Origin of the sequence: Alicyclobacillus acidiphilus NBRC 100859, from assembly GCF_001544355.1 — a bacterium.
Taxonomy (GTDB): domain Bacteria; phylum Bacillota; class Bacilli; order Alicyclobacillales; family Alicyclobacillaceae; genus Alicyclobacillus; species Alicyclobacillus acidiphilus.
In genome coordinates this window covers 71,865-96,158 of sequence record NZ_BCQI01000007.1, presented here as the reverse complement: position 1 = coordinate 96,158, position 24,294 = coordinate 71,865, and the positions used below count along the sequence as shown (strand labels likewise).

Annotated in this window: 25 protein-coding genes; 20 read left to right on the top strand and 5 right to left on the bottom strand. The window is 55.7% G+C overall.

The window, feature by feature from the left end; genetic code table 11:
• The first annotated feature begins 261 nt into the window (after window positions 1-261).
• From sufC to AAC01S_RS04545, 7 genes are all read left to right on the top strand, one after another.
• Window positions 262-1,047 carry a Fe-S cluster assembly ATPase SufC gene (gene sufC / locus AAC01S_RS04575; RefSeq protein ID WP_067619524.1) on the top strand — a complete coding sequence of 262 codons (786 nt, stop codon included), beginning with the start codon at window positions 262-264 and terminating at the stop codon, window positions 1,045-1,047.
• A gap of 12 nt (window positions 1,048-1,059) precedes the next feature.
• Window positions 1,060-2,337: a SufB/SufD family protein gene (locus tag AAC01S_RS04570; RefSeq protein ID WP_067619446.1), complete on the top strand. Its 1,278-nt coding sequence runs from the start codon at window positions 1,060-1,062 to the stop codon at window positions 2,335-2,337.
• Window positions 2,334-3,566, top strand: coding sequence for a cysteine desulfurase (locus AAC01S_RS04565; protein WP_067619444.1), 1,233 nt, complete (start codon window positions 2,334-2,336; stop codon window positions 3,564-3,566). The genes AAC01S_RS04570 and AAC01S_RS04565 overlap by 4 nt, the downstream gene beginning before the upstream one ends.
• Complete coding sequence (gene sufU / locus AAC01S_RS04560) at window positions 3,553-3,981, top strand: Fe-S cluster assembly sulfur transfer protein SufU (RefSeq protein WP_067619441.1); 429 nt, start codon at window positions 3,553-3,555, stop codon at window positions 3,979-3,981. Before AAC01S_RS04565 ends, sufU begins: the two co-directional genes overlap by 14 nt.
• A 28-nt stretch (window positions 3,982-4,009) precedes the next feature.
• Complete coding sequence (gene sufB / locus AAC01S_RS04555) at window positions 4,010-5,407, top strand: Fe-S cluster assembly protein SufB (RefSeq protein WP_067619440.1); 1,398 nt, start codon at window positions 4,010-4,012, stop codon at window positions 5,405-5,407.
• Between the two features lie 98 nt (window positions 5,408-5,505).
• Entirely contained in the window at window positions 5,506-5,817 is a 312-nt protein-coding gene (locus AAC01S_RS04550) for a non-heme iron oxygenase ferredoxin subunit (RefSeq protein WP_067619439.1), read from the top strand.
• 72 nt (window positions 5,818-5,889) lie between these two features.
• The gene (locus tag AAC01S_RS04545; protein WP_067619437.1) at window positions 5,890-6,324 is read left to right on the top strand and encodes an RrF2 family transcriptional regulator; all 435 of its coding nucleotides are present in this window, start codon (window positions 5,890-5,892) and stop codon (window positions 6,322-6,324) included.
• 15 nt (window positions 6,325-6,339) lie between these two features.
• Here the strand turns inward: AAC01S_RS04545 and AAC01S_RS04540 are convergent, their stop codons facing one another.
• Window positions 6,340-6,615 carry a hypothetical protein gene (locus tag AAC01S_RS04540; protein WP_067619522.1) on the bottom strand — a complete coding sequence of 92 codons (276 nt, stop codon included), beginning with the start codon at window positions 6,613-6,615 and terminating at the stop codon, window positions 6,340-6,342.
• Between the two features lie 427 nt (window positions 6,616-7,042).
• Here AAC01S_RS04540 and AAC01S_RS04535 point away from each other — a divergent pair, with 427 nt between their 5' ends.
• The 7 genes from AAC01S_RS04535 to AAC01S_RS04500 all read left to right on the top strand — a co-directional run bounded on the left by AAC01S_RS04535 (window position 7,043) and on the right by AAC01S_RS04500 (window position 13,608).
• Window positions 7,043-7,363, top strand: coding sequence for a hypothetical protein (locus tag AAC01S_RS04535; protein WP_067619434.1), 321 nt, complete (start codon window positions 7,043-7,045; stop codon window positions 7,361-7,363).
• A gap of 5 nt (window positions 7,364-7,368) precedes the next feature.
• Entirely contained in the window at window positions 7,369-7,761 is a 393-nt protein-coding gene (locus AAC01S_RS04530) for a hypothetical protein (protein WP_067619432.1), read from the top strand.
• A gap of 29 nt (window positions 7,762-7,790) precedes the next feature.
• Entirely contained in the window at window positions 7,791-8,678 is an 888-nt protein-coding gene (locus AAC01S_RS04525) for an inositol monophosphatase family protein (RefSeq protein WP_067619429.1), read from the top strand.
• A 31-nt stretch (window positions 8,679-8,709) separates the two neighbouring features.
• Window positions 8,710-10,218 carry a nicotinate phosphoribosyltransferase gene (locus AAC01S_RS04520; RefSeq protein ID WP_067619519.1) on the top strand — a complete coding sequence of 503 codons (1,509 nt, stop codon included), beginning with the start codon at window positions 8,710-8,712 and terminating at the stop codon, window positions 10,216-10,218.
• Between the two features lie 104 nt (window positions 10,219-10,322).
• Window positions 10,323-11,273 carry a 4-hydroxy-3-methylbut-2-enyl diphosphate reductase gene (locus tag AAC01S_RS04515; RefSeq protein ID WP_067619426.1) on the top strand — a complete coding sequence of 317 codons (951 nt, stop codon included), beginning with the start codon at window positions 10,323-10,325 and terminating at the stop codon, window positions 11,271-11,273.
• Window positions 11,274-11,567: 294 nt separating this feature from the next.
• Window positions 11,568-12,482 carry a proline dehydrogenase family protein gene (locus tag AAC01S_RS04505; RefSeq protein ID WP_067619516.1) on the top strand — a complete coding sequence of 305 codons (915 nt, stop codon included), beginning with the start codon at window positions 11,568-11,570 and terminating at the stop codon, window positions 12,480-12,482.
• A 22-nt stretch (window positions 12,483-12,504) separates the two neighbouring features.
• The gene (locus tag AAC01S_RS04500; RefSeq protein WP_245630080.1) at window positions 12,505-13,608 is read left to right on the top strand and encodes a M24 family metallopeptidase; all 1,104 of its coding nucleotides are present in this window, start codon (window positions 12,505-12,507) and stop codon (window positions 13,606-13,608) included.
• A 44-nt stretch (window positions 13,609-13,652) separates the two neighbouring features.
• On the opposite strand, the gene AAC01S_RS04495 is transcribed toward AAC01S_RS04500, so the two are convergent.
• The 3 genes from AAC01S_RS04495 to AAC01S_RS04485 are packed head-to-tail and all read right to left on the bottom strand — an operon-like array spanning window position 13,653 to window position 14,777.
• The gene (locus tag AAC01S_RS04495; protein ID WP_067619420.1) at window positions 13,653-13,973 is read right to left on the bottom strand and encodes a YfhH family protein; all 321 of its coding nucleotides are present in this window, start codon (window positions 13,971-13,973) and stop codon (window positions 13,653-13,655) included.
• 10 nt (window positions 13,974-13,983) lie between these two features.
• A complete protein-coding gene (locus AAC01S_RS04490) occupies window positions 13,984-14,445 on the bottom strand; it encodes a hypothetical protein (protein WP_067619417.1) in 462 nt (153 codons plus the stop codon).
• Entirely contained in the window at window positions 14,442-14,777 is a 336-nt protein-coding gene (locus AAC01S_RS04485; protein ID WP_067619413.1) for a YtrH family sporulation protein, read from the bottom strand. The genes AAC01S_RS04490 and AAC01S_RS04485 overlap by 4 nt, the downstream gene beginning before the upstream one ends.
• Window positions 14,778-14,949: 172 nt before the next feature.
• On the opposite strand from AAC01S_RS04485, the gene AAC01S_RS04480 reads away from it, so the two are divergent.
• From AAC01S_RS04480 to AAC01S_RS04470, 3 genes are all read left to right on the top strand, one after another.
• Window positions 14,950-15,153, top strand: coding sequence for a hypothetical protein (locus AAC01S_RS04480; protein WP_067619410.1), 204 nt, complete (start codon window positions 14,950-14,952; stop codon window positions 15,151-15,153).
• A 189-nt stretch (window positions 15,154-15,342) separates the two neighbouring features.
• Entirely contained in the window at window positions 15,343-18,432 is a 3,090-nt protein-coding gene (locus tag AAC01S_RS04475; RefSeq protein WP_245630079.1) for a DEAD/DEAH box helicase, read from the top strand.
• The gene (locus tag AAC01S_RS04470; RefSeq protein ID WP_067619407.1) at window positions 18,429-19,124 is read left to right on the top strand and encodes a hypothetical protein; all 696 of its coding nucleotides are present in this window, start codon (window positions 18,429-18,431) and stop codon (window positions 19,122-19,124) included. The genes AAC01S_RS04475 and AAC01S_RS04470 overlap by 4 nt, the downstream gene beginning before the upstream one ends.
• Window positions 19,125-19,163: 39 nt before the next feature.
• Here the strand turns inward: AAC01S_RS04470 and AAC01S_RS04465 are convergent, their stop codons facing one another.
• Window positions 19,164-19,358, bottom strand: coding sequence for a hypothetical protein (locus tag AAC01S_RS04465; protein ID WP_067619404.1), 195 nt, complete (start codon window positions 19,356-19,358; stop codon window positions 19,164-19,166).
• A 217-nt stretch (window positions 19,359-19,575) separates the two neighbouring features.
• Here AAC01S_RS04465 and AAC01S_RS04460 point away from each other — a divergent pair, with 217 nt between their 5' ends.
• The 3 genes from AAC01S_RS04460 to AAC01S_RS04450 are packed head-to-tail and all read left to right on the top strand — an operon-like array spanning window position 19,576 to window position 24,213.
• Complete coding sequence (locus AAC01S_RS04460) at window positions 19,576-20,793, top strand: Y-family DNA polymerase (protein WP_067619400.1); 1,218 nt, start codon at window positions 19,576-19,578, stop codon at window positions 20,791-20,793.
• 6 nt (window positions 20,794-20,799) lie between these two features.
• Window positions 20,800-21,042, top strand: coding sequence for a DUF6504 family protein (locus tag AAC01S_RS04455; RefSeq protein WP_169794002.1), 243 nt, complete (start codon window positions 20,800-20,802; stop codon window positions 21,040-21,042).
• Between the two features lie 12 nt (window positions 21,043-21,054).
• A complete protein-coding gene (locus AAC01S_RS04450; protein WP_067619394.1) occupies window positions 21,055-24,213 on the top strand; it encodes a DNA polymerase III subunit alpha in 3,159 nt (1,052 codons plus the stop codon).
• Window positions 24,214-24,294: the final 81 nt, after the last annotated feature.

Below are 24,294 nucleotides of genomic sequence, written 5' to 3'. Positions count from 1 at the left end.
CGTAAGTTGCCCGCCCCGCCTTGCCGCACTCCCCATTTCCCATTCTCCATTCCCTCAGCCTTGATGCCGCAATGCCGACCGTCTCCTGTCGTCTTGGATTTGGGCCTGCGCATCTCGTCCACCCTGAATCTCGTCCGCCTGATATGGTGAAAATGCCTTCGAAAACTTGCATTTTTACACCGCTGTGATACCCTATTTACAGAAAGATGACTAATGCAGTCAACATTAAATCCAATAGATGAAGAGCGAGGTTGGTTGCAAGTGGCAAAGCCAGATTTTCGCGTGAACGATCTGCGGGTGAACATTGATGGGAAAGAGATTCTCAAAGGTCTGAATTTACATATTCAGGGCGGCGAGATTCACGCCATCATGGGGCCGAACGGTACGGGCAAAAGTACGTTGGCTTCAGCGTTGATGGGTCATCCGCATTATGAAGTCACGGGGGGCAGCGCGACCCTGGATGGGGAAGACCTGTTGGAGATGTCGGTGGATGAACGGGCTCGTGCGGGTCTGTTCCTCGCTATGCAATATCCTGCTGAGGTACCGGGCGTATCCAACGCCAACTTCATTCGTCAAGCTTTGAACGCTCGACTGGGCGAAGGCAATGAACTTCCGGTTTTGAAATTCCACCGGATGCTGCAGGAGAAGATGAAGGCGCTCAGTATCGATCCCGAATTTGCTGAACGCTACCTGAACGAAGGCTTTTCGGGCGGCGAGAAGAAGCGCAACGAGATTTTGCAGATGTCGATGCTGGAGCCAAGGATCGCGATTCTCGACGAAATTGACTCCGGTCTCGATATCGACGCGCTGAAGATCGTCGCGAACGGCGTCAACTCGCTGAGGTCCGAGAATATTGGATTCCTCATCATTACCCACTATCAACGTCTGTTGAATTACATCAAACCGGATTATGTCCATGTGATGATGCAGGGACGCATTGTTCGATCCGGCGACGCGACGCTGGCCGAGGAACTCGAAGCGAAGGGTTACGACTGGTTGAAGGCGGAACTGGGTATCGAAGACGAGACCGTGGGTGTCGAAGCGTAAGGGGGGAGCAAAGTGACCGAATTGAACACGTTATCGGGTCAAGTTCATCGCGTGAGTTCGGCGCTTGGCGAGCCGGAGTGGCTCCTTGCCCTTCGCGAAGAGGCTTGGAAGCGGTTTGTCGAGATGCCGCAGCCGTGGATCGAAAAGACCGACTTGAGCAAACGGACATGGGATACAGGAACGTTTTCCACAGACGTCGAGAAGGTGCCGCAAGAGGTGCAGGCGTATGTGGATGGGATTGAGCACTCGTACGCGTTGTTTGTCGACGGATTGTTGGTGGATCTAAAGCTGACCGACGAGGCGAAGGCGGCTGGCGTTGTCTACCAAACGATTCATGAGGGTGCCCGTTTGAACGGGGCCGTTTGGCGTAAACACTTTGGCACAGTCGTCGCAACGGACGAGAGCAAGTGGGCTGCGCTCAACGCCGGATTGTTCGTCGGCGGTGTTTTCCTGCATGTTCCGAGGAACGTGCAAATTGAGGCGCCGTTCGAGACGGTGTATGTATGGACGGGCAAGGAGTTTGGAAGTTATCCGAGATCGCTCGTTGTGGCCGAGGAACTTTCGGATATCCAATACGTGGAGACGACATTTTCTTCGGCTCGCGACGTGAAAGTGGCGAGCAGCCATGTGCTTGAAGTCGTGGCAATGCCAAGCAGTCGCGTGCACGTGGCTGCGGCTGACGAATGGCACAAGGGGCCGACGTACTTCTTGACGCGCCGCGCCAAGGTGGAAAAAGACGCGGACGTGCGTTGGACGGTCGGCGACACGAGTGACGGGTTCGGCGTCGAAACGATCGAAAACGTCTTGCAAGGCTCTGGCGCCACAGGCCTCATTCGAGTCGTTGGCCTGGGTTACGGCCGCGAACACTTCGAATTGACGGCTAGTATGAAACACGTCGGCCGGAATACCGAGAGCGAGATCGTCATGCATGCGGCGTTGCGTGATCGGGCGAATACGATTTACCGCAGTCGGACTGAAATCGTCAAAGGTGCGGTTGGTGCCGGGAGCGAGCAGCATGATCGGATGATTATGATTGACGGCACCGCGCGCGCGGATGCAATCCCGATGCTGCTCATCGACGAAAACGACGTGAATCGCTGCGGCCACGCTGCAAGCGTGGGCAAGATTGACCCAACGCAGATTTATTACCTGATGTCGCGCGGTATTCCATACGCGCAGGCCATGAAGATGATTATTTGGGGCTATTTGAGCGATTCCGTCGACGCGTTGCCGACAGCAGGTGTGCGAGACCTCGTAGTCGAACGAATTGAAAGGGAGCTTGGACGATGAATCCGCTCGAAATTCGCAAGGACTTTCCAATATTTCAGGAAATCATCAATGGCCATCCGCTTGTCTACTTGGACAGTGCCGCGACATCTCAGAAACCCCGTCAGGTGTTGGAAGTCCTGCAACGCTATTACGAGCGGGAGAACTCGAACGTCCACCGCGGCGTCCATACACTGGGCACACGGGCGACCGAAGCGTATGAAAACGCTCGGGAGAAAGTTGCCCGCTTTATCCATGCGCCGTCTGCCAATCAAGTTGTGTTTACGAGAGGTACGACGGAGTCCATCAATATGATCGCGTATGGATATGCGCGGTTAAAGTTGAAGCAAGGCGACGAGATCGTGCTGCCGCCGAGCGAACACCACAGCAATCTGATTCCGTGGCAGCAGGTGGCGCGGGCGACTGGCGCCAGACTGAAGTATCTGCCCTTGCAAGGCGACGGAACGATTCGGTTGGAAGACGTCGAGGCGGCTGTGACGTCTGACACAAAAATCGTCGCGATCGCGCACGTGTCAAATGTCCTTGGAACCATCAACCCTGTGCGGGACATCGCGGATATTGCGCATCGGAATGGCTCGATTATCGTGGTGGACGGTGCACAGAGTGTCCCGCATATGCCCGTCGATGTCCAGGAACTCGATTGCGATTTCCTCGCTTTCTCTGGGCACAAGATGTTGGGGCCAACTGGCGTCGGCGTACTGTACGGCAAGAAGTCGCTGCTTGAAGAAATGGAACCGACGTACTTTGGCGGCGAGATGATTGACGTCGTCGAACTCCATGAATCGACGTGGAAGGAAGCGCCTTGGAAGTTTGAGGGCGGAACGCCTATCATCGCGGGCGCGATTGGACTGGGTGCCGCAATTGACTACTTGAATCGCATCGGGATGGCGGAAATTGCTGAACACGATGCGCATTTGGCAGCGTTGGCTGTCGATCGTTTGAGTAAAATGGATGGTATCTCGGTTTACGGTCCGGCAGCGGGCCAACCGCGTTCAGGGCTTGTCACATTCAACCTGGATGGTGTGCATCCGCACGATGTGGCGACGGTTCTCGACTCCGTGGGTGTTGCGGTCAGAGCTGGCCACCACTGTGCGCAGCCGTTGATGCGGCTGCTCGGCGTCGGATCGACTGCGCGGGCAAGTTTTTATCTGTACAACACCGAAGACGATGTCGAGGCGCTTGCACAGGCACTAGAACAAGCGAAGGAGTTCTTCGGCTATGCAATTGGATGAGTTATACCGCCAGGTGATTATGGACCACTATCAGAATCCGAGAAATCAAGGGCGTCTGTCCGATGAAGCCATCTCGGTGGATTTGCGGAATCCCAGTTGCGGCGATGAAATTTCGCTGCAAATGATGGTTGAGAACGGCGTCGTGAAGGACGTTCGGTTCAAAGGATCTGGTTGTTCGATATCGATGGCTTCCGCGTCGATGATGACGGATGCCATCAAAGGCAAGACCATCGCGGAAGCGTTGGAGCTCTCTCGCGAGTTCCGCGAAATGGTGAAGGGCAATGAAGTCGATCTCGATCAACTCGGCGAGCTCGAATCGCTTCAGGGCGTCTCTAAGTTTCCGGCCCGCATCAAGTGTGCGACGCTTGCTTGGCAGGCCTTGGAACGTGCAGCGGACACAGACGCAGTCCATTGATGGAAGACTATGTGAGGGGGGTATTACGATGGCCAAATCGTTGCCGGAATTGGATGAGTACCAATATGGTTTCCGAGATAAAGACGTCTCGGTCGTAAAATTCGAAAAGGGATTGACGCGCAAGACGGTTGAAGAGATCTCGATGATGAAGAACGAGCCGGGCTGGATGACCGATTTTCGCTTGCGTTCTTTAGATATTTTCTTTCAAAAGGGAATGCCCAAATGGGGCGGAGATCTAAGCGAATTGGACTTCGACGACATTACCTATTACGTCAAGCCGTCGGAGAAGAAGGGCAAGACGTGGGAAGAGGTTCCGGAAGAAATCAAGAATACGTTTGATCGCTTGGGTATTCCGGAGGCGGAACAGAAGTTCTTGGCCGGTGTCTCGGCGCAGTACGAGTCGGAGGTCGTGTACCACTCAATGCGCGAGGATCTTGAAAAGATGGGTGTCCTGTTTACGGATACGGATACCGCGCTGCGCGAGTACCCTGAGATTTTCAAGGAGTACTTTGGCACCATCGTTCCGCCGGAAGACAACAAGTTCGCGGCGTTGAACAGCGCCGTCTGGAGCGGCGGTAGTTTCATCTACGTTCCGAAGGGCGTCCGCTGTGAAGTTCCGCTGCAGGCATATTTCCGAATCAACTCGGAGAATATGGGGCAGTTTGAACGGACCTTGATCATCGCCGACGAAGATTCGTTTGTGCACTATGTCGAGGGATGTACGGCGCCAGTTTATTCAACCAACTCGTTGCACAGCGCCGTGGTCGAAATCATCGTCAAGGATCGCGGTCGCTGTCGTTACACGACCATTCAAAACTGGGCGCCGAACATCTATAACCTTGTGACGAAGCGCGCGGTTGCGCACCGCGATGCGACCATGGAGTGGGTCGACGGCAACATCGGATCGAAACTTACCATGAAGTATCCTTCCGTCTACATGGTCGGTGAAGGCGCCAAGGCGATGGTGCTGTCGATTGCGGTAGCCGGACGAGGCCAGCATCAGGATGCGGGCGCGAAGGTGATTCACAATGCACCGAACACGACGTCGACGATTGTGTCGAAGTCGATTTCCAAGCACGGCGGAAAGACGACGTATCGCGGTTTGGCTAGCTTCGCTCCGAACGCGGTGGGCGCGAAGGCCAACATCAAGTGCGATACACTGATTCTCGATGACGATTCGACGTCGGACACCATTCCGTACAACGAGATCATGAACGACGATGTCACGCTCGAACACGAGGCGTCGGTGTCGAAGGTAAGCGAAGAACAGTTGTTCTACCTGATGAGCCGCGGCATTTCGGAGGAAGAAGCGACGCGGATGATCGTTATGGGATTCATCGAGCCGTTTACGCGCGAACTTCCGATGGAGTACGCGGTTGAAATGAATCGTCTCATTAAGTTTGAAATGGAAGGCTCTATCGGCTGATCCGCGATGGGGTGGATCCGCAGACGGCAATGGGTGCTCGCTTTCGAGCACCCATCGCGGTTGCCTCTAACGAACAGTGGATGATGGGAGTTTTCGGAATGAGTTGGATCAAAGTTGGCCACGAGAGCGATTTGGCTGTTGGCGAAATGAAGCAGATTTCGATGGAGGAAGAAGACCTGGCTCTGTACCATATCGAGGAAGGCTTTTTCGCGACGTCGGACGTGTGCACACACGCTGCACAATCGTTGTCTCAGGGCACTCTGCAGGGGGCCGTTGTCGCTTGTCCGAGGCATGGCGGCAAATTTGACGTTCGTACTGGGCAACCGACGGCGTTTCCATGTGTGATTCCTATTGCGACGTATCCGGTGGAAATTCGAGACGGTGAAATCTGGATTGATTACGATGAATGAAGTTTCTGTCTGTGCTCTTCTCATGAAACAGGTCGACATCGTGATGACTGAGGTAAAAGGAGGAGAGTCGTGATGAAAGTTTCTAGCAGAACGGAGTATGGCCTGCGGGCGATGGTGGCGTTGGCGTTGATGGCCGGAGTTGATCGCCCGGTGCCGTTGCGGGAAGTCGCGGAGTCGGAATCGATTCCGGAACAGTTTTTGGATCAGATCATGGCAAAATTGCGCCGTGCCAACTTTGTGAAAAGCGTCCGTGGGGCAAATGGTGGTTATCAACTGAGTCGTCCGCCAGAGGAGATTTCGGTCGGAGAGTTGGTTCGCGTTTTGGAGGGGTCACTTGCGCCAATCGCATGTGTGGCGAGCTCAAGCGAAACAGAGAACGTATGCGATCTCTACGCTGGATGCCACACGAGAAATGTGTGGATGCGGGTGATGGTCGCCATCACACGGACACTCGACGCGTTGAGTCTGGCTGATGTGATGCGCGACGAAGTGCCCATGAATGTCTGACTGGGTGCATGGAAATCAAAAGCCCAAATCGAGCTTCGGTAGCTCCTGGATCTGCTCAACGGCGCTATCGCGGGCTCGGCATGCGTCGAGGTAGGTGAGGTACACTTGTTTGACGGATTCGTGTTTATGGAGAATGATTGGGTCCACAACCAAGTGATGTTCTTCCTTGTCGTATGAGATGTGCAAACTTGGGTTATATCCGTGATCCCGCAATTGGTTGAGCAGGTTCCCCAATGCTTCATTCACCTGAAAGTGAGCATCAGACCACGCTTCCGAGCGATGCGTACTCATTGGCTTACCCTTCCCTTCTGTACCGTTCCCAGTGTGAAAGCTGATTTGAAAGCTGATCTTATAGTCAGTATAATCAGCTCGAATACCTTTCGCCAGTACATGCGTTGTCACGCTGCGGGAAGTTCTGACGCTGTCGGAACTTCCCGTTCCATTGATGGCGAACATGGTGGTGAATGGTGGCGAAAAAAGGTCTGTCCGATTCGTTGTCAAGCACCCCGCGGGATGAACGTTTCAACGGCCACAACCGCTAATGCGACAAAAAATAAGACCCAGAAAAATCTGCGCAAGGGAATGCCTCCTCGGAAGTGTTGCGAGACTAACGGTATTGTAGCAAAATTGTCGGGAAAGTTCACGTTCGAGGAACGTCCGTCAGGAGCCAGATGAACGCTGTGCGTGTATGGCGAATGCGGGGAGCGGAGGGAATAGGATGCGTCCTTTCGATCAATTGGACTGGGTTCATTCGTTTGACGACTATGAAATGTTTATGTACGTGCGGCACGAGGGGCAGGACGACGACGGGATCTATATGCAGATGTTAGTTCGACAGCGCGTGGATGGTGCCGAATCGTGGGATATCGTGTATGATCGGCGATTGACCGCGGAATTGGCGGACGTGTCTGTTCCGCCCGACGATCCTGCCTATGAAGATGCAGTCCTGCGCAGTTACTTGAACGATCACCCCGCTGTGGTGGATGAGGAGAAGGCGTTTTTAGCCAAGTGGCTCGCAGAGAACAGCGTTGAGGAGTAGAAGCCATGGCGAAACGTGCGAAGCGAAAACAGACGACGAACAACGACTATCAAGACAAGCCAGCGTATGCGATGGACGTTATCAAGAGTCCTGAAAAACCGAAACCCGAAAAGCCAAAGGAAGAAGCATTTCACCTTGGTGAAACGGTTTCTGGCGACATCGCTGCTCAGTTGGAAAAACTGAAAGAGAAATTGGCGGAGGAATCGAGTCCGAAGCCTCCTGTGCCGCAGAAAGCGGCGAGGACCTCCGCGTCGCTGCAGAAGGACGCCAAAGAGAGGCTCGAAGAAAACCCGAATCTGTCGTTTGCCGAATTGTTCGATCCGCAAGAGGATGAGGGCGAATCGTTTGCCGATCTGTTGCAGGAGTCGAAGCTGGATTGGCGTCATTTCAAGGAATAGCCTGAACATAGTTCGAGAGGAACGTGAAGATGACGAACGAACGGCGAATGAATACCCTTGACACGGCGTTGCTGGCGGCGTTGGAAGCAGGCGGTTATTTCAAGTCGCGATACCAGACGGAGCTGGTTGTTAAGACCAAGTCCTCGTTGGCCGATGTTGTCACAGACGTCGATGCCGAGTGCGAGCGGCTCATCCGCAGTCTGATTCTCAGTCACCATCCGGATCACCAGATTCTCGGCGAAGAAGGCGTCGCCCCTGGCCACGACGCCGCCGTCGAGGCGACTCGAAACGTGCTCGGCCAACCGCACCTCTGGATTGTCGATCCGCTGGACGGCACGACCAATTTCGTCAGCGGCATCCCGCTCTCGGTTGTCTCGATTGCGTATGCGGAACACGACGACATCCAGACGGGCGTCGTGTTCGATCCGTACCGCGACGAGGTGTTTTACGCTGTTCGCGGCCAGGGCGCCTATCGCTCGAACGAGGCCAATGTCCGCGCATGGTTGGGACAGACGCAGACGGATGGTTCTTCCTTGCCGGGCGTACGGATGTCCGTCTCAGGTGTCGACGAGCTGCGGCGGGCGGTGATGGCGACGGGACTTCCCGTCCGCCATCGTGATCGCGATCTCGTCATGATGAACGTTGCCCGGTTGGTCAGTCGGGTCAAAAGTTTGCGCACATTGGGCGCTGCCGCGCTGCATCTCGCGTATTTGGCCGCAGGGCGGATCGACGTGTTTTGGGAGTTTGATTTGAATGCTTGGGACATCGCTGCCGGTGTTTTGCTCATTCAGGAAGCCGGCGGGATCGTCCAAGACTTGAATGGACAGCCGTTCCGCTTGGACACGCGAGATGTGGCCGCGAGTTCGGACGGGACGTTGAGCGGCTTCGTTCGTGAGTTTTTGAACGCACAATCGTAAATCGTTTTCGCATTGGAGATGAATGGGTTTGGTGAACCAGGTGGAACGTGCTCGATCGCGAATGGAGACCTTGGCAGGTTTGCCTGTCTATCGAGATCGACAGCTTACGTTGCTGACAGATTTGTATCAACTGACGATGATGTATGGGCAATTCAAGGCTGGCAGACATCGCGAGCGAGTCGTGTTCGACTTGTTCTACCGCAACAATCCTTGCGGAAATGGGTATGTCATCGCGGCTGGTCTGGAACAGGTGGCTTGGTACCTGTACCATCTGAAGTTCAGCGAGAGCGATCTCGCGTATCTGCGATCGCTGCAGATGTTTTCGGACGATTTTCTGGACTATCTTCGCTCCTTCTCGTTTCACGGCGATGTGTACGCGGTGCCGGAAGGAACCGTCGTCTTTCCCAATGAGCCGCTCGTGCGCGTGGAAGGACCTATCGCCGAAGTGCAGCTGATTGAATCGGCGTTGTTGACGTTCGTCAACCACCAGAGTTTGATTGCGACCAAGGCGCGCCGGATCGTCGAGGCGGCCAGGACGAATGTTGCGCATCCGCAGTCCGGCGTGATCGAAATGGGCTTGCGCCGCGCGCAGAATGTGGACGCCTCGCTGTTCGGGGCGCGCGCCGCATATATTGGCGGTTGTGTCGCGACGAGCAACGTCATGGCCGCGCAGTCGTACAATCTGCCTGTGGCGGGCACCCAGGGGCATAGCTGGATTCAGAGTTTTCCTTCGGAACTCGAAGCGTTTGAGGCCTACAGACAGGCCTTTCCGGAGAATACGGTGCTGTTGGTGGACACGTACGACGTGCTCCGCAGCGGCCTGCCGAACGCGATTCGCATTGGCCAGGCGATGAAAGCTCAAGGGCAATCGTTGAAAGGCATCCGCATCGATAGCGGCGATCTCGCCTATTTGTCGAAACGGGCGCGCCGTCAGTTGGACGCTGCCGGTTTGGAGGACGTCAAGATTGTCGCGTCCGGCGATCTCGACGAGTTCACCATTCGCGACTTGCTGACGCAAGGCGCCGAGATCGATTCCTGGGGCGTCGGCACACATCTGATTACAAGTGCCGGTTGTCCAGCGTTGGGCTGTGTCTATAAACTGGCGGCGCAAGAGACCGAGGGCCGTTTGGAGCCGAAGATCAAGGTGTCGGAGAATCCGAACAAAGTGACAAATCCGGGCAAAAAGAAAGTGCTTCGGCTGTTTGTCGACGGCTTGGCGGTTGCGGACCTGATTGCCTTGGCGGACGAAGTGTACGACCCCTCGGAGCCGCTGGAGTTGTTTGATCCAATTCACACGTACAAGCGCAAGACGGTGCAAGATTATCAAATGGAGGAACTGCTGGTTCCTATCTTCGAGGCTGGCACGCTGGTCTACGAGCTGCCGACTTTGGCTGACATCCAGGCGCGCGTCGAAACGCAGCTCGGCGCATTTCCGTCGGAAGTAAGGCGGCATCTCAATCCGCACGAATATCATGTGGATTTGTCGAAACCGCTGTGGGATCTGAAACAGCAATTGCTGCACCAATGGCGCCGCCCGTAGTCTTGAAAGTCGGGCTGTCGGAAGCCCGTGACGGTTTTGCCAGCGAATTTTCGATCCCGATTCCTCTCGATGATGTATGATATGAATGAGAAGGGGGCGAAAACATGGAAGTCCTCAAAATTACGCCACGAGGCTATTGCTATGGCGTCGTGGACGCGATGGTCATCGCGAAGCGCGCGGCCGAAGATAAAGCGCTGCCGCGGCCAATCTATATTCTCGGAATGATTGTCCACAACCAGCACGTCGTGGACGCGTTTGAACGCGAGGGCGTGATCACGGTCGACGGTGAGGATCGCTTGTCATTGCTTGAGCGCGTGGACAAGGGTACCGTCATATTCACCGCGCACGGGGTATCGCCCGAAGTGAAGAAGAGGGCCAAGGAACGCGGGCTGTTCGTAATTGATGCGACCTGCCCGGACGTCAGCCGCACGCACGATCTGATTCGTGAGAAGGTTGCCGATGGCTACGAGGTGGTGTACATCGGACGCAGCGGCCATCCAGAACCAGAAGGAGCCATGGGCGTTGCACCGGGGCACGTGCACTTGGTTGAGGGACTGGACGATGTGGCTGCGTTGCAATTGACGACGGACAAGATTGTCGTGACCAATCAAACGACGATGAGTCAGTGGGATACACGCGAATTGATGCAGGCTGTCGTCGAGAAGTTTCCAACCGCCGAGGTTCACAACGAGATATGCATGGCGACACAGACCCGTCAACAGGCTGTGGCTGAACAGGCGGGAGCGGCGGACGTCTGTATCGTCGTTGGCGATCCGCGCAGCAACAACTCCAATCGCCTGGCGCAAGTGTCTGAGGAAATCGCGGGCACGAAGGCATACCGGGTGGCGGATGTCAGCGAGATCGATCCCGCTTGGCTGATGGGCGCCAAGCGTGTCGCAGTGACATCCGGTGCCAGTACGCCAACGGTCGTTACCAAAGAGGTGATTGACTACCTGGAGCAATTCGATCCGAACGATCCGTCGACGCACACACCTGTGCGAACGCTGCGGCCAGAGAAGATTCTGCCTGCGTTGCGCAGTTCAGCGACGCATTGATTCGGTGCGGGAATAGGGGCTGTCGATTCTGGTATATCTAGTTATCGTCATACTGGGCCTCGGGGCAATCAGCCTCCTGATTGTTCGTGCGCGCCTGAAGCGCCGCACGAGAGGGCGCACGCTGACGACCATCGCAGCGGTCATCGTCTGGGTGGCGTTCATCGTACTTCTTGGCTATGAAATCGGTTATGCTGCCGGAAACAACGGTTTCAATATCTTGAAGTTGCTTCATATTTCGAAATGAGCGAAGAGCCTCGCCGAGGCTCTTTTATCTCGGAAGGGAACTTGATGAACGTGGAAGAGGCACTACGATCATTGTTAATTGGGCTCTCGACCAGCGGAGCCATGAATCGGTGGGCCAAGAAATACGGTCTCCGCTTTGGAGCCAGCCGATTTGTCGCTGGCGAATCGATTGATGCTGCGATTTCGGTCATTCGCGAACTGGCTTCCAAGGGCATTGCGGCCACGTTGGATCACCTGGGCGAGTTCGTCTCCGACGAAGCCGAAGCGAGAGAGTCGGCGAAGGTCTGCGTGGACACGATCCACGCGATTCGAGACGCCGGATCGGACGCCACCTTGAGCGTCAAGTTGACGCAGTTGGGGTTGGATATCCGCCGCGATTTATGCATGGAGAACATGCAGATGATACTCGAGGCGGCAAAAGACGCGAATGTCGGCGTCAACATCGATATGGAAGATTTCGCTCGGTGTCAAGAGACGTTGGACATCTATCGATCCCTCCGCCGGGATTTTCCGTTCTTGCAAACGGTGATTCAGGCGTATTTGTATCGCAGTTTTGACGATGTCTCCGCTTTGGCGGCGGAAGGCGCAAGCATCCGGATCGTCAAGGGCGCTTACAAGGAGCCGCCCGAAGTCGCCTATCCCGCGAAGTCCGATGTCGACGCGAACTATATCAAACTGCTGGAAACCCATCTGTTGAGTCCTGGACTGACATCCATCGCGACCCACGACGAGCGGATTATCGATCACGCAAAAGCGTTCATCCGCAGACACGCCGTCCCGAAATCCGCATACGAGTTCCAAATGCTCTATGGAATTCGAACGGATTTGCAGCAGGCAATCGTCGACGAAGGGTACCCGCTGCGCGTCTACGTCCCTTATGGCGACGATTGGTACGGCTATTTCATGCGCAGGTTGGCGGAACGCCCCGCGAACGTCGCTTTCGTGCTGAAAGGGATCGTGCACTGAATACGGAGGAGCTGAATCTATTTTGACGAGCCAATTCGAGCAGCGTCGATCGCGGTTGATTGCCCAACTGGCAACTGCCGATGTTTCTGCGATCGCGGTTACACATCCAGCTTGTTTCTATTATTTTACGGGCGTTTGGTTGGAGACGGGGGAGCGGGCAGGGGCCCTCATCGTTCGCAAGGATGGACAATGCAGTGTCGTTGCGCATGAGATGTTCAGCATGCCGGTGCAAGAGATGGGCTTGAAGATGCGCACGTGGCGCGATGGGGAGAATCCCTATGCGATGGTGATGGCAGCCTTGTCAGGGCTCCAAGGCCAGCTGGCGGTCGACGGCACGTGGCAAGCGAGACATCTCCTCGGTGTCCAAGCCGCGATGGCGAGTCAGTGGACGACGGTCAATGGCGATCCGCTGATTGAAGCAGTCCGGGTGTGCAAGGACGAGGCGGAACTCGAACTGCTGTCGAAGGCGTCCGAGCAGGCGGATGAAGTGGTTGGCAAGCTGAAGGCGCAGATTCGGAGTGGGATGACGGAAGCCGAGCTGGCGCGGCGGCTGGTGCAACTCTGGGATGAGGCGAGTCCGGAAGGAATGTCATTCCCGCCCATCATCGCGAGCGGCAAGCATGGAGCCGAGCCGCACCACGAGCCTGGAGACGCCCCGATTGAGGCTGGAACGACGCTGATTGTCGATACGGGCGGCATTTATCGGCATTACTGCAGCGATATCACGCGGACGTTTGTCGTTGGGGAACCTTCCGCTCGGGTTCGCGAAGTCTATGAACTGGTTTTGCGGGCAAACGAGGCGGGGATTCGGGCGGCGAAGCCGGGGATGACCTTGGAAGAACTCGACGGGATCGTTCGAGAGGTCATTGCGTCCGCCGGTTACGGGCCGTACTTTACGCATCGGACGGGCCACGGCGTCGGTCTCGATATTCACGAAGCTCCGTTTGTGGTGGGTGGAAACCGGCAGGTTTTGCAACCTGGCATGGTGATGAGCATCGAACCTGGTATTTACCTGCCTGGCGAGTTTGGCGTTCGTATCGAGGATTTGATTGTGATCACCGAAACGGGTGCCAAGTCGTTGAATCGCGCCCCCAAGCAGTTGGCGGACGTCATCGTTCCGGCGTAAGCCCGTGGGGCTGCATCGATGTGTGGAGCCGATGGGCGGGAGATCTAGTTGAAATCGTCGTCCGTGTCGTCCAACTGGGCGATGGGGACGGCTGTTGTCTCACCTGTCGATTGCCGAATTCCCCACGCCATGACGCCTTCCAACGCGGTGACGGTCAATCGGTCGTACTCTTCCGCAATCCGGTAGGTACGGCCGATTTCGATCCGCGCGTCATCCCGAATCTCGTAACTTTTGGCCAAATACCATTTCGTCATGTGAATCTCGTATTCGGGCCAATTTTCGGCGTCGTAAGCCCGTTGGCCCTTCTCTTGCAGATCTTTCATTTCAGCCCGCAGTTGTTCCTTGCTCATATCGCTGTACAGCATCGATATCCTCCTAGCTCGCTGGTTCTGGCTGTCCGCTCACATTGAGATACAATGTGTCGTCAGTCATTATAACAACAGAGACGTGAAGGCGGTATCGACGTTTCTCGAGCACAATTGTCTGTACGTCGACAATTGCAGACGGAATATACGGATTTTGCAGCAATATTTGATTCGACTTGCCTTGCAAAAACGATAGACTCTGCAGAACCTGTTTCTTGATGGCTGTCTGCAGCATGACACTCGTTCCCTGCGGGCAGTCGACCTTGATGCTGCGCAAAATATGGTTGGATGGATTGCTTTGTTCCGCGACGAGGAACTGGTTTTCGTTCTCCAGTTGGTCGTTGGCTTGCTGCAATTGGCGAAGTGCGATATGCAACCGATTGAGATCGCGTGAACTGTATGCGGTCGCCATCGCGGCGCCGATCAAAACGCCCAGCAGAAGGAGTCCGATGGCTCGCCTCATGGCTTTCATGGCTTCTCGTTCCCCATCGTGATCCAGGTGATGATGATGTAGCCCACCTGGCAGCCAAGAAACGCCGCGAACAAGTAAAGGAACTGTCGGGCCATGGGAATCAGGTTGAAGCCAAAAACGCCTTTGTCAATCACCCGAAGCATGTCCATCGTCCCTCCGAGTGCGGCGACAATGGCCCAAACTTTGAGTTCGCCAGCCAACGTGTCCATCGTTGCGCTGGGGTTGTGGTGCGTGAGAAGCGCCGCGACACCGCCAAGCAGCGATCCGCCGATGACGAGTCCCATCGAGACAAAGAAATCGAGCAGGCAGTTTGCGGCGATGCTGTTGAACACAATGATCCCTTCTCCCGGAGTGATTCCTGCAGCTGCTATTCCAATGTACGGGACATGCCCAGGGGATATGCCTCCAAGACCGCGCGGGTGCTGATAAGCGCTGTTTTAGGACATCCTCTAATTGTGCGTCGTTGCCCGATACGGGCGATGGCGTGGGAAGGGGGGGCATAGAATGAATCGATGGGCAAACGAACCGTCGCGATTGGCGCCAAAACGCGAAGAGAAGCTGCATGGCAATGAGCGCGGACCGGATGATCACGCGGACGAAGCGAATAACGTTCCGCCGTTTCGAATGGGTCCCTCTGTGCCAGGCGATTTGCGCACGTTGGCGCCGGTAGACAATCCAGACGATCTCGGCGTGGAAGATCGCGAGTGATTGTTTTGAAGAGCTGTCCCGTCATCGGCGTTCCTGCTGTGGCGGGGCAGCTCTTTCCCTGTGTCGAAGCCTCATTTTCGGTATTGCGCTGCAAATGTTATGATGGAGAAACAGTCTTTTGACGAAACGATCGGTTGGCGGTCTTCATGAACGTCGCATTGAGTCGTATGGACGAGAAGTGGTGGGAAGATGCGAGAGACAATCGACAACCTGATGCTGGACGTTCGGCTGTCTCTGCCGAGCAGCGTGTCTGATGATGGTCAGACGTTTTTTCGCTGGCAAATTCCGGAGAGCACCGAGCAACTGAATACTCCGTTCGGACTTCGCGAACTCGTCGAGGGTAAAGGGGCAGTGGAGGGCGCGCGCTTTCACGAGGATGCTGGTGAGCTGGAAATTCCGCTGAAGTCGCTGGCAGCGTGGCTGACCCGGCTGGATGGCGCTGTCTCGTCTTCGCAATCCCCCGTCTCCTTGTCTTTGTGTTTGCGTTGGCTCAATCAAGTCTGGCGATTGGCGCGGACGATTGTTCAAGCGCGGGACGTATTTGCTGGCGCGTTTCCAGCCCGGGCTTCCGTGGCTGCGGCGCATCGCTTGCTTGGGGAAACGGCGAAAGCGGGAGACGATTTTCTGCCGTCGTCAGGCGACGGCTCATTTCTTGCCAAGTGGGTTCCAGCGTGGTCGTCCAACCGCTTGTTGGCAGCCCGATTTCAGATTGTTTCCAGCGGGATCGAAGCCATCGACGGTTTGGGTGTTTCGCTGTCCGTGGAAGATGTCGATTGGTTGTTCATCAGCCTGGTGGACGAAATGGTTCGAGGAGAGCTGTTCGCAGTCTCCGATTCGACGGTTTCCACGGGTCAGACGTATCGCGTCATGTACCGCGGCGAAGAGGATGTGATGGCTGTCTGGTCCAAAGCTCTTCAAACGAATTCTCCGCCGTTTTCAGCAGATGGATGGCTGGTGGCGAGGTCCATGCGGGGAGCTTTGGTGAAATCCGGCTGGGCCTCGGACGCGTTTACCGACAGGAGCGGGCGATTCTTTTACGAGGTGATTTTTCGGTTGCATCCGCCCGTTGGCGAAGGAACGATGGCGGACTGGTACGTGTCGTTCCATCTGCGCCATCGGTATTCGGGTCAGACGATCCCGCTCGCAGAATGGTGGCGGCAGAAGTCGAGACGCTGGCGGATTGGAGGCGCGGTACTGGTTGAACCCGACGCGTGGGTGTTTCCGAAGCTGCTCGAGGCTGCTGTGATTTGTCCGCTCATTCGAACGGCACTGTCTGGACCAGATCCAGTTGGCTGCGTGATTCCGGTCGACGATGTGTATCCGTTTTTGGCCCAGTATACGCCCGCTCTACAGGCGGCCGGTTTTCCGGTAGAGGCGCCGGAGGTGCTGAAGGCGGGGAATACCCGCGTCCGCGTTCGCGTTCGAGGAAGCGCGCGGCCTCGGGACGGCAGGAGAGTGTCGTCGACGAGCGGCCAGTGGTTCCGGGCGGATGGGCTGGTCGAGTTCGATTGGTCCGTGGTTGTGGAGGATCAGACGCTGTCCCGCGACGAGTTTTTGCGGCTGGTCGACAGTCAAACGCCGTTTATTCAGGTGAACGGCTCCTGGCGGCTGGTTCCAGTCGAAGAGATTCTGCGGCAAGTGGAAGCGTTTGGCACGGAGGGCGAGTCGTCCACCACCATCCTCGATTTATCGCGGACGATGTCGTTGTTGTCGCAATCGGACTTGCCCATGGACATCGAATATGAAGACGATGCGGCGCATGTTCAGCAGATCGTCGAGGCGTTTATTCATGCTGTCCATGTTCCGGATCAGCCGTCGCCCGCAGGTTTGATGGGGCAGTTGCGCCATTATCAGGCATATGGATATGCGTGGTTGATGCACCTTCGCTCCATCGGCTGCGGCGCCTGCCTGGCGGACGACATGGGGCTTGGCAAGACCGTCCAAGTGTTGGCGTATTTTTTGAAGTTAAAGGAGGACAACGCAGCCCAAGGCGTTCATTTGCTCGTATGTCCGACGTCCCTCTTGGCCAATTGGCAGGCCGAGATCAAGCGGTTTGCCCCCGGATTGAACGTGTATGTCCACCACGGCGCCGCTCGTGATTGGGATCACGTGTCGTCGGGATCGAAATCGATGGATGTGGTGATGACGACGTACGCGACGCTCGTGCGCGATCTCGACGCCTTTCGTTCCATGGATTTCGATTGCGTCGTCGTCGATGAGGCGCAGAATATCAAAAACTCCGATACGAAGCAGGCGCAGGCATTGCGCATGATTCGGGCGGTGCATCGAATTGCCTTGACGGGAACGCCGATTGAGAATCGGCTGGAAGAATTGTGGGCGCTCATGGATTTTCTCAATCCAGGGTATCTGGGCTCGTTGAGTTGGTTTCGAAAGACGTTTTCCAATCTCGTTCAAGGGCGAGGAGGACAGTCCGCGACAAAACTGCAGCTGCTGCTGCGTCCCGTCCTGCTCCGAAGGCGCAAGACAGATCCGGACATCCAGACGGAGTTGCCCGAGAAATGGGAAGTGGAAGAACGCGCGTATCTTACGTCAGAACAGGCTGCCATGTATCAGGCGTTTGTGGATCAGCTCTTTTCCGGCATCCGCGGACCCGATGTCACTTCCATGTCCAGGCGTGGACGGATTCTGGCCACGCTGGTCCGCTTGAAGCAGGTGTGCGATCACCCTTGTCTCATCTCGGGCGGCGCGCCAACCGTTCGAAGGAGCGGGAAGCTGCGGCAACTGGTCGATCTGTTGAGCACCGTGATCGACGAAGGGGAATGCGGGCTCATCTTCACGCAGTTTCGCGAAATGGGCGAGATATTGTGCGATACGCTGGAGGCGGAATTTGGCGTTCGACCCAAATTCCTGCATGGAGGGTTGACGGCCGCCGCCCGCGGGGAGATGGTGGACGCGTTTCAATCGGGACTCGATCCATCGCCGTTTCTCGTCCTATCCCTGCGCGCCGGCGGCGTCGGATTGAATTTGACGCGGGCAAACCACGTGTTCCATTTCGACAGATGGTGGAATCCGGCGGTGGAAGATCAGGCGACGGATCGGGCGTATCGGATTGGCCAGACGAAAGACGTTCAGGTGCACAAGATGATTTGTTCAGGCACGCTGGAAGAGCGGATCGATCAGCTGATTATGAGCAAACGCGAATTGTCCGAGGTGATTGTGTCATCTTCGAACGATTGGGTGACCGAGTTGGATGACGAGACGCTGCGCGAGTTGTTTACCCTCGGGCCACAGGGCGTGTGGGAGGAGGAAGAGCCATGAAGGCGGGAACCCGAAAACGCACACTTGAATCGCTGTGGAAACTGGTGTGGAAGGACATCGATAAATCGCGAATCCGACGGGCGAAACAGGAGGCGAAGGCAGGCGCTGTCGCCCAACTGGCGGTGAAGGAAGGCGAAATTCAGGCAGTGGTTCGGACCGGGGGACCAACGCGTGGATCGTACCACGTGTCCATCCCTCTGCTGGCCGACTACACAGCGCATCGACAGGAAGTGGTGCGGTGGTTGACCTACTGTCCAAGGTGGATTGCCGCCCATTTTGCGGGTCAATGGGACGAAGGGTTTTGGACGTTCATCGAAGAGAACGAACTGGCTGTATTCCCAAATGACACGACACTGGAGAAGTTGCAGTGGGGGACAAAATGCACATGTTCCGATTGGGAGCCGCTGTGTGTCCACGCTCTGACCGTGTTGGCGGAGATGGTTGCTCAAGCGGAAGAGCGGCCGCTGCGAATCTTTCGGTTCGTCGGGTTGGAAGAAACGGATTTACTGGACGGGGTCCATCAAATGAGCGCGGATATCTATGAGACGGTTCAATCAAATTGGATTCGAACGATTGCCGAGCAAAAAACGCCATCCGATGGAGAGACGTGCGACTGGATGTATGAAGTGGAAGAGAGCACGCCGAGCGGTCGTCTTGTTCCACAATTTCGTGCGGGAACTTCAAACAGTTGACGTATGAAGCCTGCATTCGCTGTGGAACAGCGGCGACCGCTAGATAGCGTGCGAACGGTCTGCCTCAGTTTCCTGAAGCGATGCGGAGTCAAGCATGTCCAATGAATCGTCCGCAAAGTCCGGTTCGATGTGGATGTGATCCGTCGGTTCATCTTGAGAGGCCAACACTTGCTTCGAAAAAACACCCAACACTGCCGCGAGTAGTACGATGGTTACGACAAATCCAATCCCCATAGTTTTCAGCCTCCTTTACCATTTTAGACGATAGCCGTCTACAAAATGTTTCATGGATTTCTATTAAAGCAAAAAATTTTTCGACATTCCGTGTAAAGATTTGCTGAATCCCGGTGATGAACCGTTTTGGCCGATTTTGGATCCGAACATACGTTTGTATGCAGGCTGCCTTCTGCATATAATATCATGAGAACATACGTTCTGGTGGTGCATGGGTATGCGGTATACATTATTCGGAGAAGGGGAAGGCGTGACAGCGGAGCATACAGGGCCGTTTGTGACCGTGCTCGACAACAAGGTGACAGATGCCTCCATCTCGGCACGAACGGCGGGCATCCGAACGGGCTGGTCCGTTCAAGAGGCTCAATCGATGCTTCCAGGCATTCATGTGGCCGCTCAACCGAATACACGCACGCCGGCCATGGAGTTTGTCTGCCAGACCCTGTGGCGAATCTCTCCGCATGTGCAGGCGGTGGATCCCAACGCGTTCTTTGTGCAAATTCCTGACTCAATCCCTCCTTTATCAGAGGTGCAATCGCTGTTAAAAGTATTCGACTCTGGTTTGAACAAAGAACAGCGGTTTCGCGTCGGCTTGGCCGAAAATCCTTTTTTAGCTCAGGCACTGGTGGCCTGGAGCCGCTTGGAGCGGATACCTGGAGCGGGCTGTTATCGCGTTGGTAGACAGCAATTGGTGGTTTCTCCTGGGATACTTCGATGTTCTGGACAAGGTAAGCTCGACACAGGATGGATTTCCGAGTTTCCCTTGTCCATGGCGTGGTTCATGCCAATGGATGTCCGCGAACAACTTCGACACCTTGGCATCGAACGATTGCGAGATTTGATATGGATTTCGGACAGTCTGCTGCTCTCCCATTTCGGAAAACAGTCGTTGTTGTGGAAAAATCTGCAGGAACAAGTGCCAGGCGGAAAGATTCAGAGCAATTATCCCCCATTGGAGAGACGGGTGTCGTGGCGGGCTCCGGTCGATGAGTATGCGCCTGTCGAAGCCATGGAGAGGATTCTCGAATCGCTGGCCAGTGAATTGTGTGATGAGTTGCAGCGAATCTCTGCGGGGGCCTTGCGGCTCGCTATGGACTGGCGGACAGACGAGGGTGGTGGAACGTATGAACGACTGGCGAAAAAGCCGATTTATCAGCCGCTGCCGATGGTTGTTCAACTGATGGAAGGATGGTGCCAGGTATACGGCGAGCGATTGGAGTCGCTGGATCTGTACGTTTCTGAAGTAAGGCCGTTAGATGCCGTGCAGTCGGGATTTCTCCTGTATGAAAACGCGTTTTATCCATTGGCGCCGGAGCGGGAGCGGGCTCGCCTGAAAGATGTGCATGAACAGTTGAGCCGCAAGTTTCCCAACCTGAGGATGGGCACTTCACTTTCATTTCGCGAGCGGCGTCTCGATATCATTCTGCGAGGGTGATTGTTCGTGACTCGGATCGTGCAAAGACCTGTCGCGGTTTATCGGTGGAATGGCATGGAACCAGAAGCATTTCGCGATCACGACACGGAGTACGTCATTGTGGACGTCCTCGACAGGTGGCGCGAAATGGGAAACTGGTGGCAAGGCGAAGGGGAGCGGCTCATGATGCGGGTTTGGACTTCAGCAAACGATTTGCTCGATCTCGAAGGTGAGTCAGGGGAATGGAGGATTTATAAAATTTGGGACTAAGGTTGTGGAACCATGTTTGTCCATCTGCATTGTCACTCTTCCTATTCCTTTTTGGATGGAGCGTCCTCCATCGAGTCGCTTGTGGCGCAAGCAGCCATGTATAACATGCCCGCGCTCGCCTTGACGGATCACAATACCATCGCCGGGCTCCCTGAACTGCACAAATGGGCCGCAATCTATAGGATTAAACCGATTTCAGGCGCAGAAGTGACCATGGCCGATGGAACGCATATCACGCTGTTGGTCCAGAACCGCGAAGGTTTTCGAAATCTGTGCGAACTGTTGACCATTGCTCACGACGGTCCCGAAAAGCGGACAGAGCCCAGGTTGTCAGAGGATGATTTATTTCGGCTCCATGGCGGTTTGCTCGTATTGTCCGGATGCCGCAAAAGTTTTTTGCAAAACGCTCTCCATCGCCGGGCATATGGCAGGGCGCGCGCTTGGGTCGACAAATATCGGGGCGTTTTTGGGGATCGGCTGTATCTGGAATGCGAAGCCGATGGATATCCGCAGCGCTATGCCGCATGGCGGTTGATGGCGCAGTTGTCGGAGGAGACAGGTGTCCCGCTCGTGGCCACAAGCAATGTTCACTATGTCGATAAGCAGCTTTTTCCCGTCCACGATGTCCTGCGCTGTATTGGGCTCGGCTGCGATGTGTACACGCCGCATCCGGATCGGCCGCTCAACCGGCAAAGGTGGCTGCATGATCAAGAGGAGGCGCTGCGGCGTTTCGAAAGCATTCCGGAAGCTGTTTCGCGCACTATGGAAATTGCACTTCGCTGCGAAGTCGCACTCGCTTTGAATGAAACGCACTTCCCGAATTTTCGCACCTCCAATGGGCAGAGTGGTGCGGACATGCTGCGGGAACTCGTGTTTCAAGGGGCCAAGGAACGCTATTCCGATGTGGACAACTCGCTGATTGCGCGGTTGAACCACGAGCTTGAGATGATTTGTGAACTCGGCTATGTCGACTATTTTTTGGTCGTCTGGGACATTGTCCGATTCGCCAGAAGCCGCGGGATCCGTTGTGCCGGCCGGGGGTCCGCGGCCGATTCGGCAGTCGCCTATTGTCTCTATATCACCGATGTGGACGCGGCTGGGCGAGGGTTGTTGTTCGAACGCTTTATGTCGCTTGAACGGGCGGAACGCCCGGATATCGATATCGATTTTGCCGCCGACAGACGAGATGAAGTGATGGCGTATGTATATCGAACCTACGGTCGGGACAAAGTGGCGCGCGTCGCCACATACCAGACGTTTCGGGGCCGTTCCGCCGTCCGTGAAATCGGCCAGGCTATGGCGTTGCCGGAGCATTTGCTCGACAGTCTCGCTAAGCGGGTTCCTTGGTCGGCGCACGCGGATCAACTCGACGGCCTGCTTGATCGGGTTCCGGAACTCGGGGAGTTCCGGACGCACCGCAAAGCGTTGCAATGGCTCTTTGCCATCGCTCGCCATATCGCGGGCTTTCCTCGGCACTTCGGTATGCACAGCGGCGGGATCGTGATCAGCCAACATCCCCTGTATGAAACGACGAGCCTGCAGCCGTCTGCCAAGGGAGAATGGATGACGCCGTACGACAAACGAACGGTGGAGGATGTCGGCCTTGTGAAGCTGGATTTGCTCTCCTTGCGGACCATGGCCGCCGTCGAAGGCGCCATTGAGCTCAGCGCGGCAGGAGCGAGAGGAAAGATCGATTACGATCATCTGCCGTTCGACGATCCTGCGACGTTTGAGATGATTCGCCGGGGCGAAACCATCGGCGTGTTTCAGCTCGAAAGTCCCGCGCAACGGGCCTTGCAGTCCAGGTTGAACGCCGATGGGCTCGAAGATATCGTGGCAAGCGTAGCGCTGATCCGGCCCGGTCCGATTCTGGGAAACATGGTCGATCCGTTTATCGCAAGGCGCAATGGGCATGAACCCATTATGTATCTCCATCCCAAACTGGAACCGATTCTCGGAAAAACCTACGGCGTTGTGCTTTTTCAGGAGCAGGTGATTGAAATTGCAACGGCCATTGCCAATTTTACGCCTGGTGAGGCGGATGAATTGCGGCGCGTGATGAGCCATGCGCGAAGTCACGCGGAGATGGTGAACATCGGAGAACGGTTCATGGCGAAGGCGAAAGAGGGAGGCATTCCGGAGGATGTCTCCAAAACGATCTTTTCGTATATCCAAGCGTACGCAAGTTACGGATTTTGCGAAGCGCATGCGGCGGCGTTCGCTACGACGGCGTACAAGACAGCGTATTTGGTTCAGCATTATCCGGCGGAGTTTTACGCGTCCATTTTGAATCAATATCCCATGGGCTATTACCCAGTCCATGTCATTTGCGCCGAAGCCAAACGGCGGGGCATTCGCATCCTGCCTGTGGATGTCAACGAAAGCGACTGGAATTGTACGATTCCTTCGAGTGACAGCATTCGTTTGGGTTTCCGGTTGATAAAACGGTTCTCACAACCTGTTTCGGAGGCCATCACTGGGGAACGCGACAGGCGGGGGCGGTATCTGTCAGTGGCGGATATGGTGTGCAGGGTACCGCACGTGGATCGGCTTCATCTCGAACACTTGGTCCGCGTGGGGGCGTTTGACACGGTTGAATCGGCGGATCGACAGGTGCTCCTGTGGCATTTGCCGCAATGGCTGGCAAGACGCGACGAACACAATCTGCCGCTGCTCGAGGGAGCTTGGAACGAGGCGGTGATCGCCGCGGCTCCACCCAGGCGTTCGCTGGCTTCCAACCCTGCAATTCCCGCGCCGTCAACCAGATCCGGATATTCGTCCATGGCCAAGCGCTTGGCCGACGAATATCAACTGTTGGGTGTCGGCGTATCGGGCCATTGGCTTTCGCTGTATCGGTCAAGCCTAAAGTCGCTCGGTTATCAGACGATTCAAGAAGTCCTGGAGGCTGCGGAAGGAACGCGGGTCACTGTCGCCGGGGTGGCGATTCGGCCGCATCGGCCGCCGACCAAGAGCGGAAGGACGGTCGTATTTTTTACGTTGGAAGACGAAGAGAGCATGCTGGATGCCACCATGTTTGAGTCGGTTTACAAGACGGAAGGCGCTATTTTGTTCACGCCTTCCGGGCGGTTGCTTGGCGTATCGGGAACGGTGCAATACCGGGGAGGCGAGCGGTCGCAATTGCTTGTTGAACACGTCTGGTCTCTGACCTGATCGCTTTGATCGAATCAGCTTGTCAGGCTGCCTTGTTCGTCAATCCGATTTCATTATCGGAAATATCGCGTTCATTTTGGA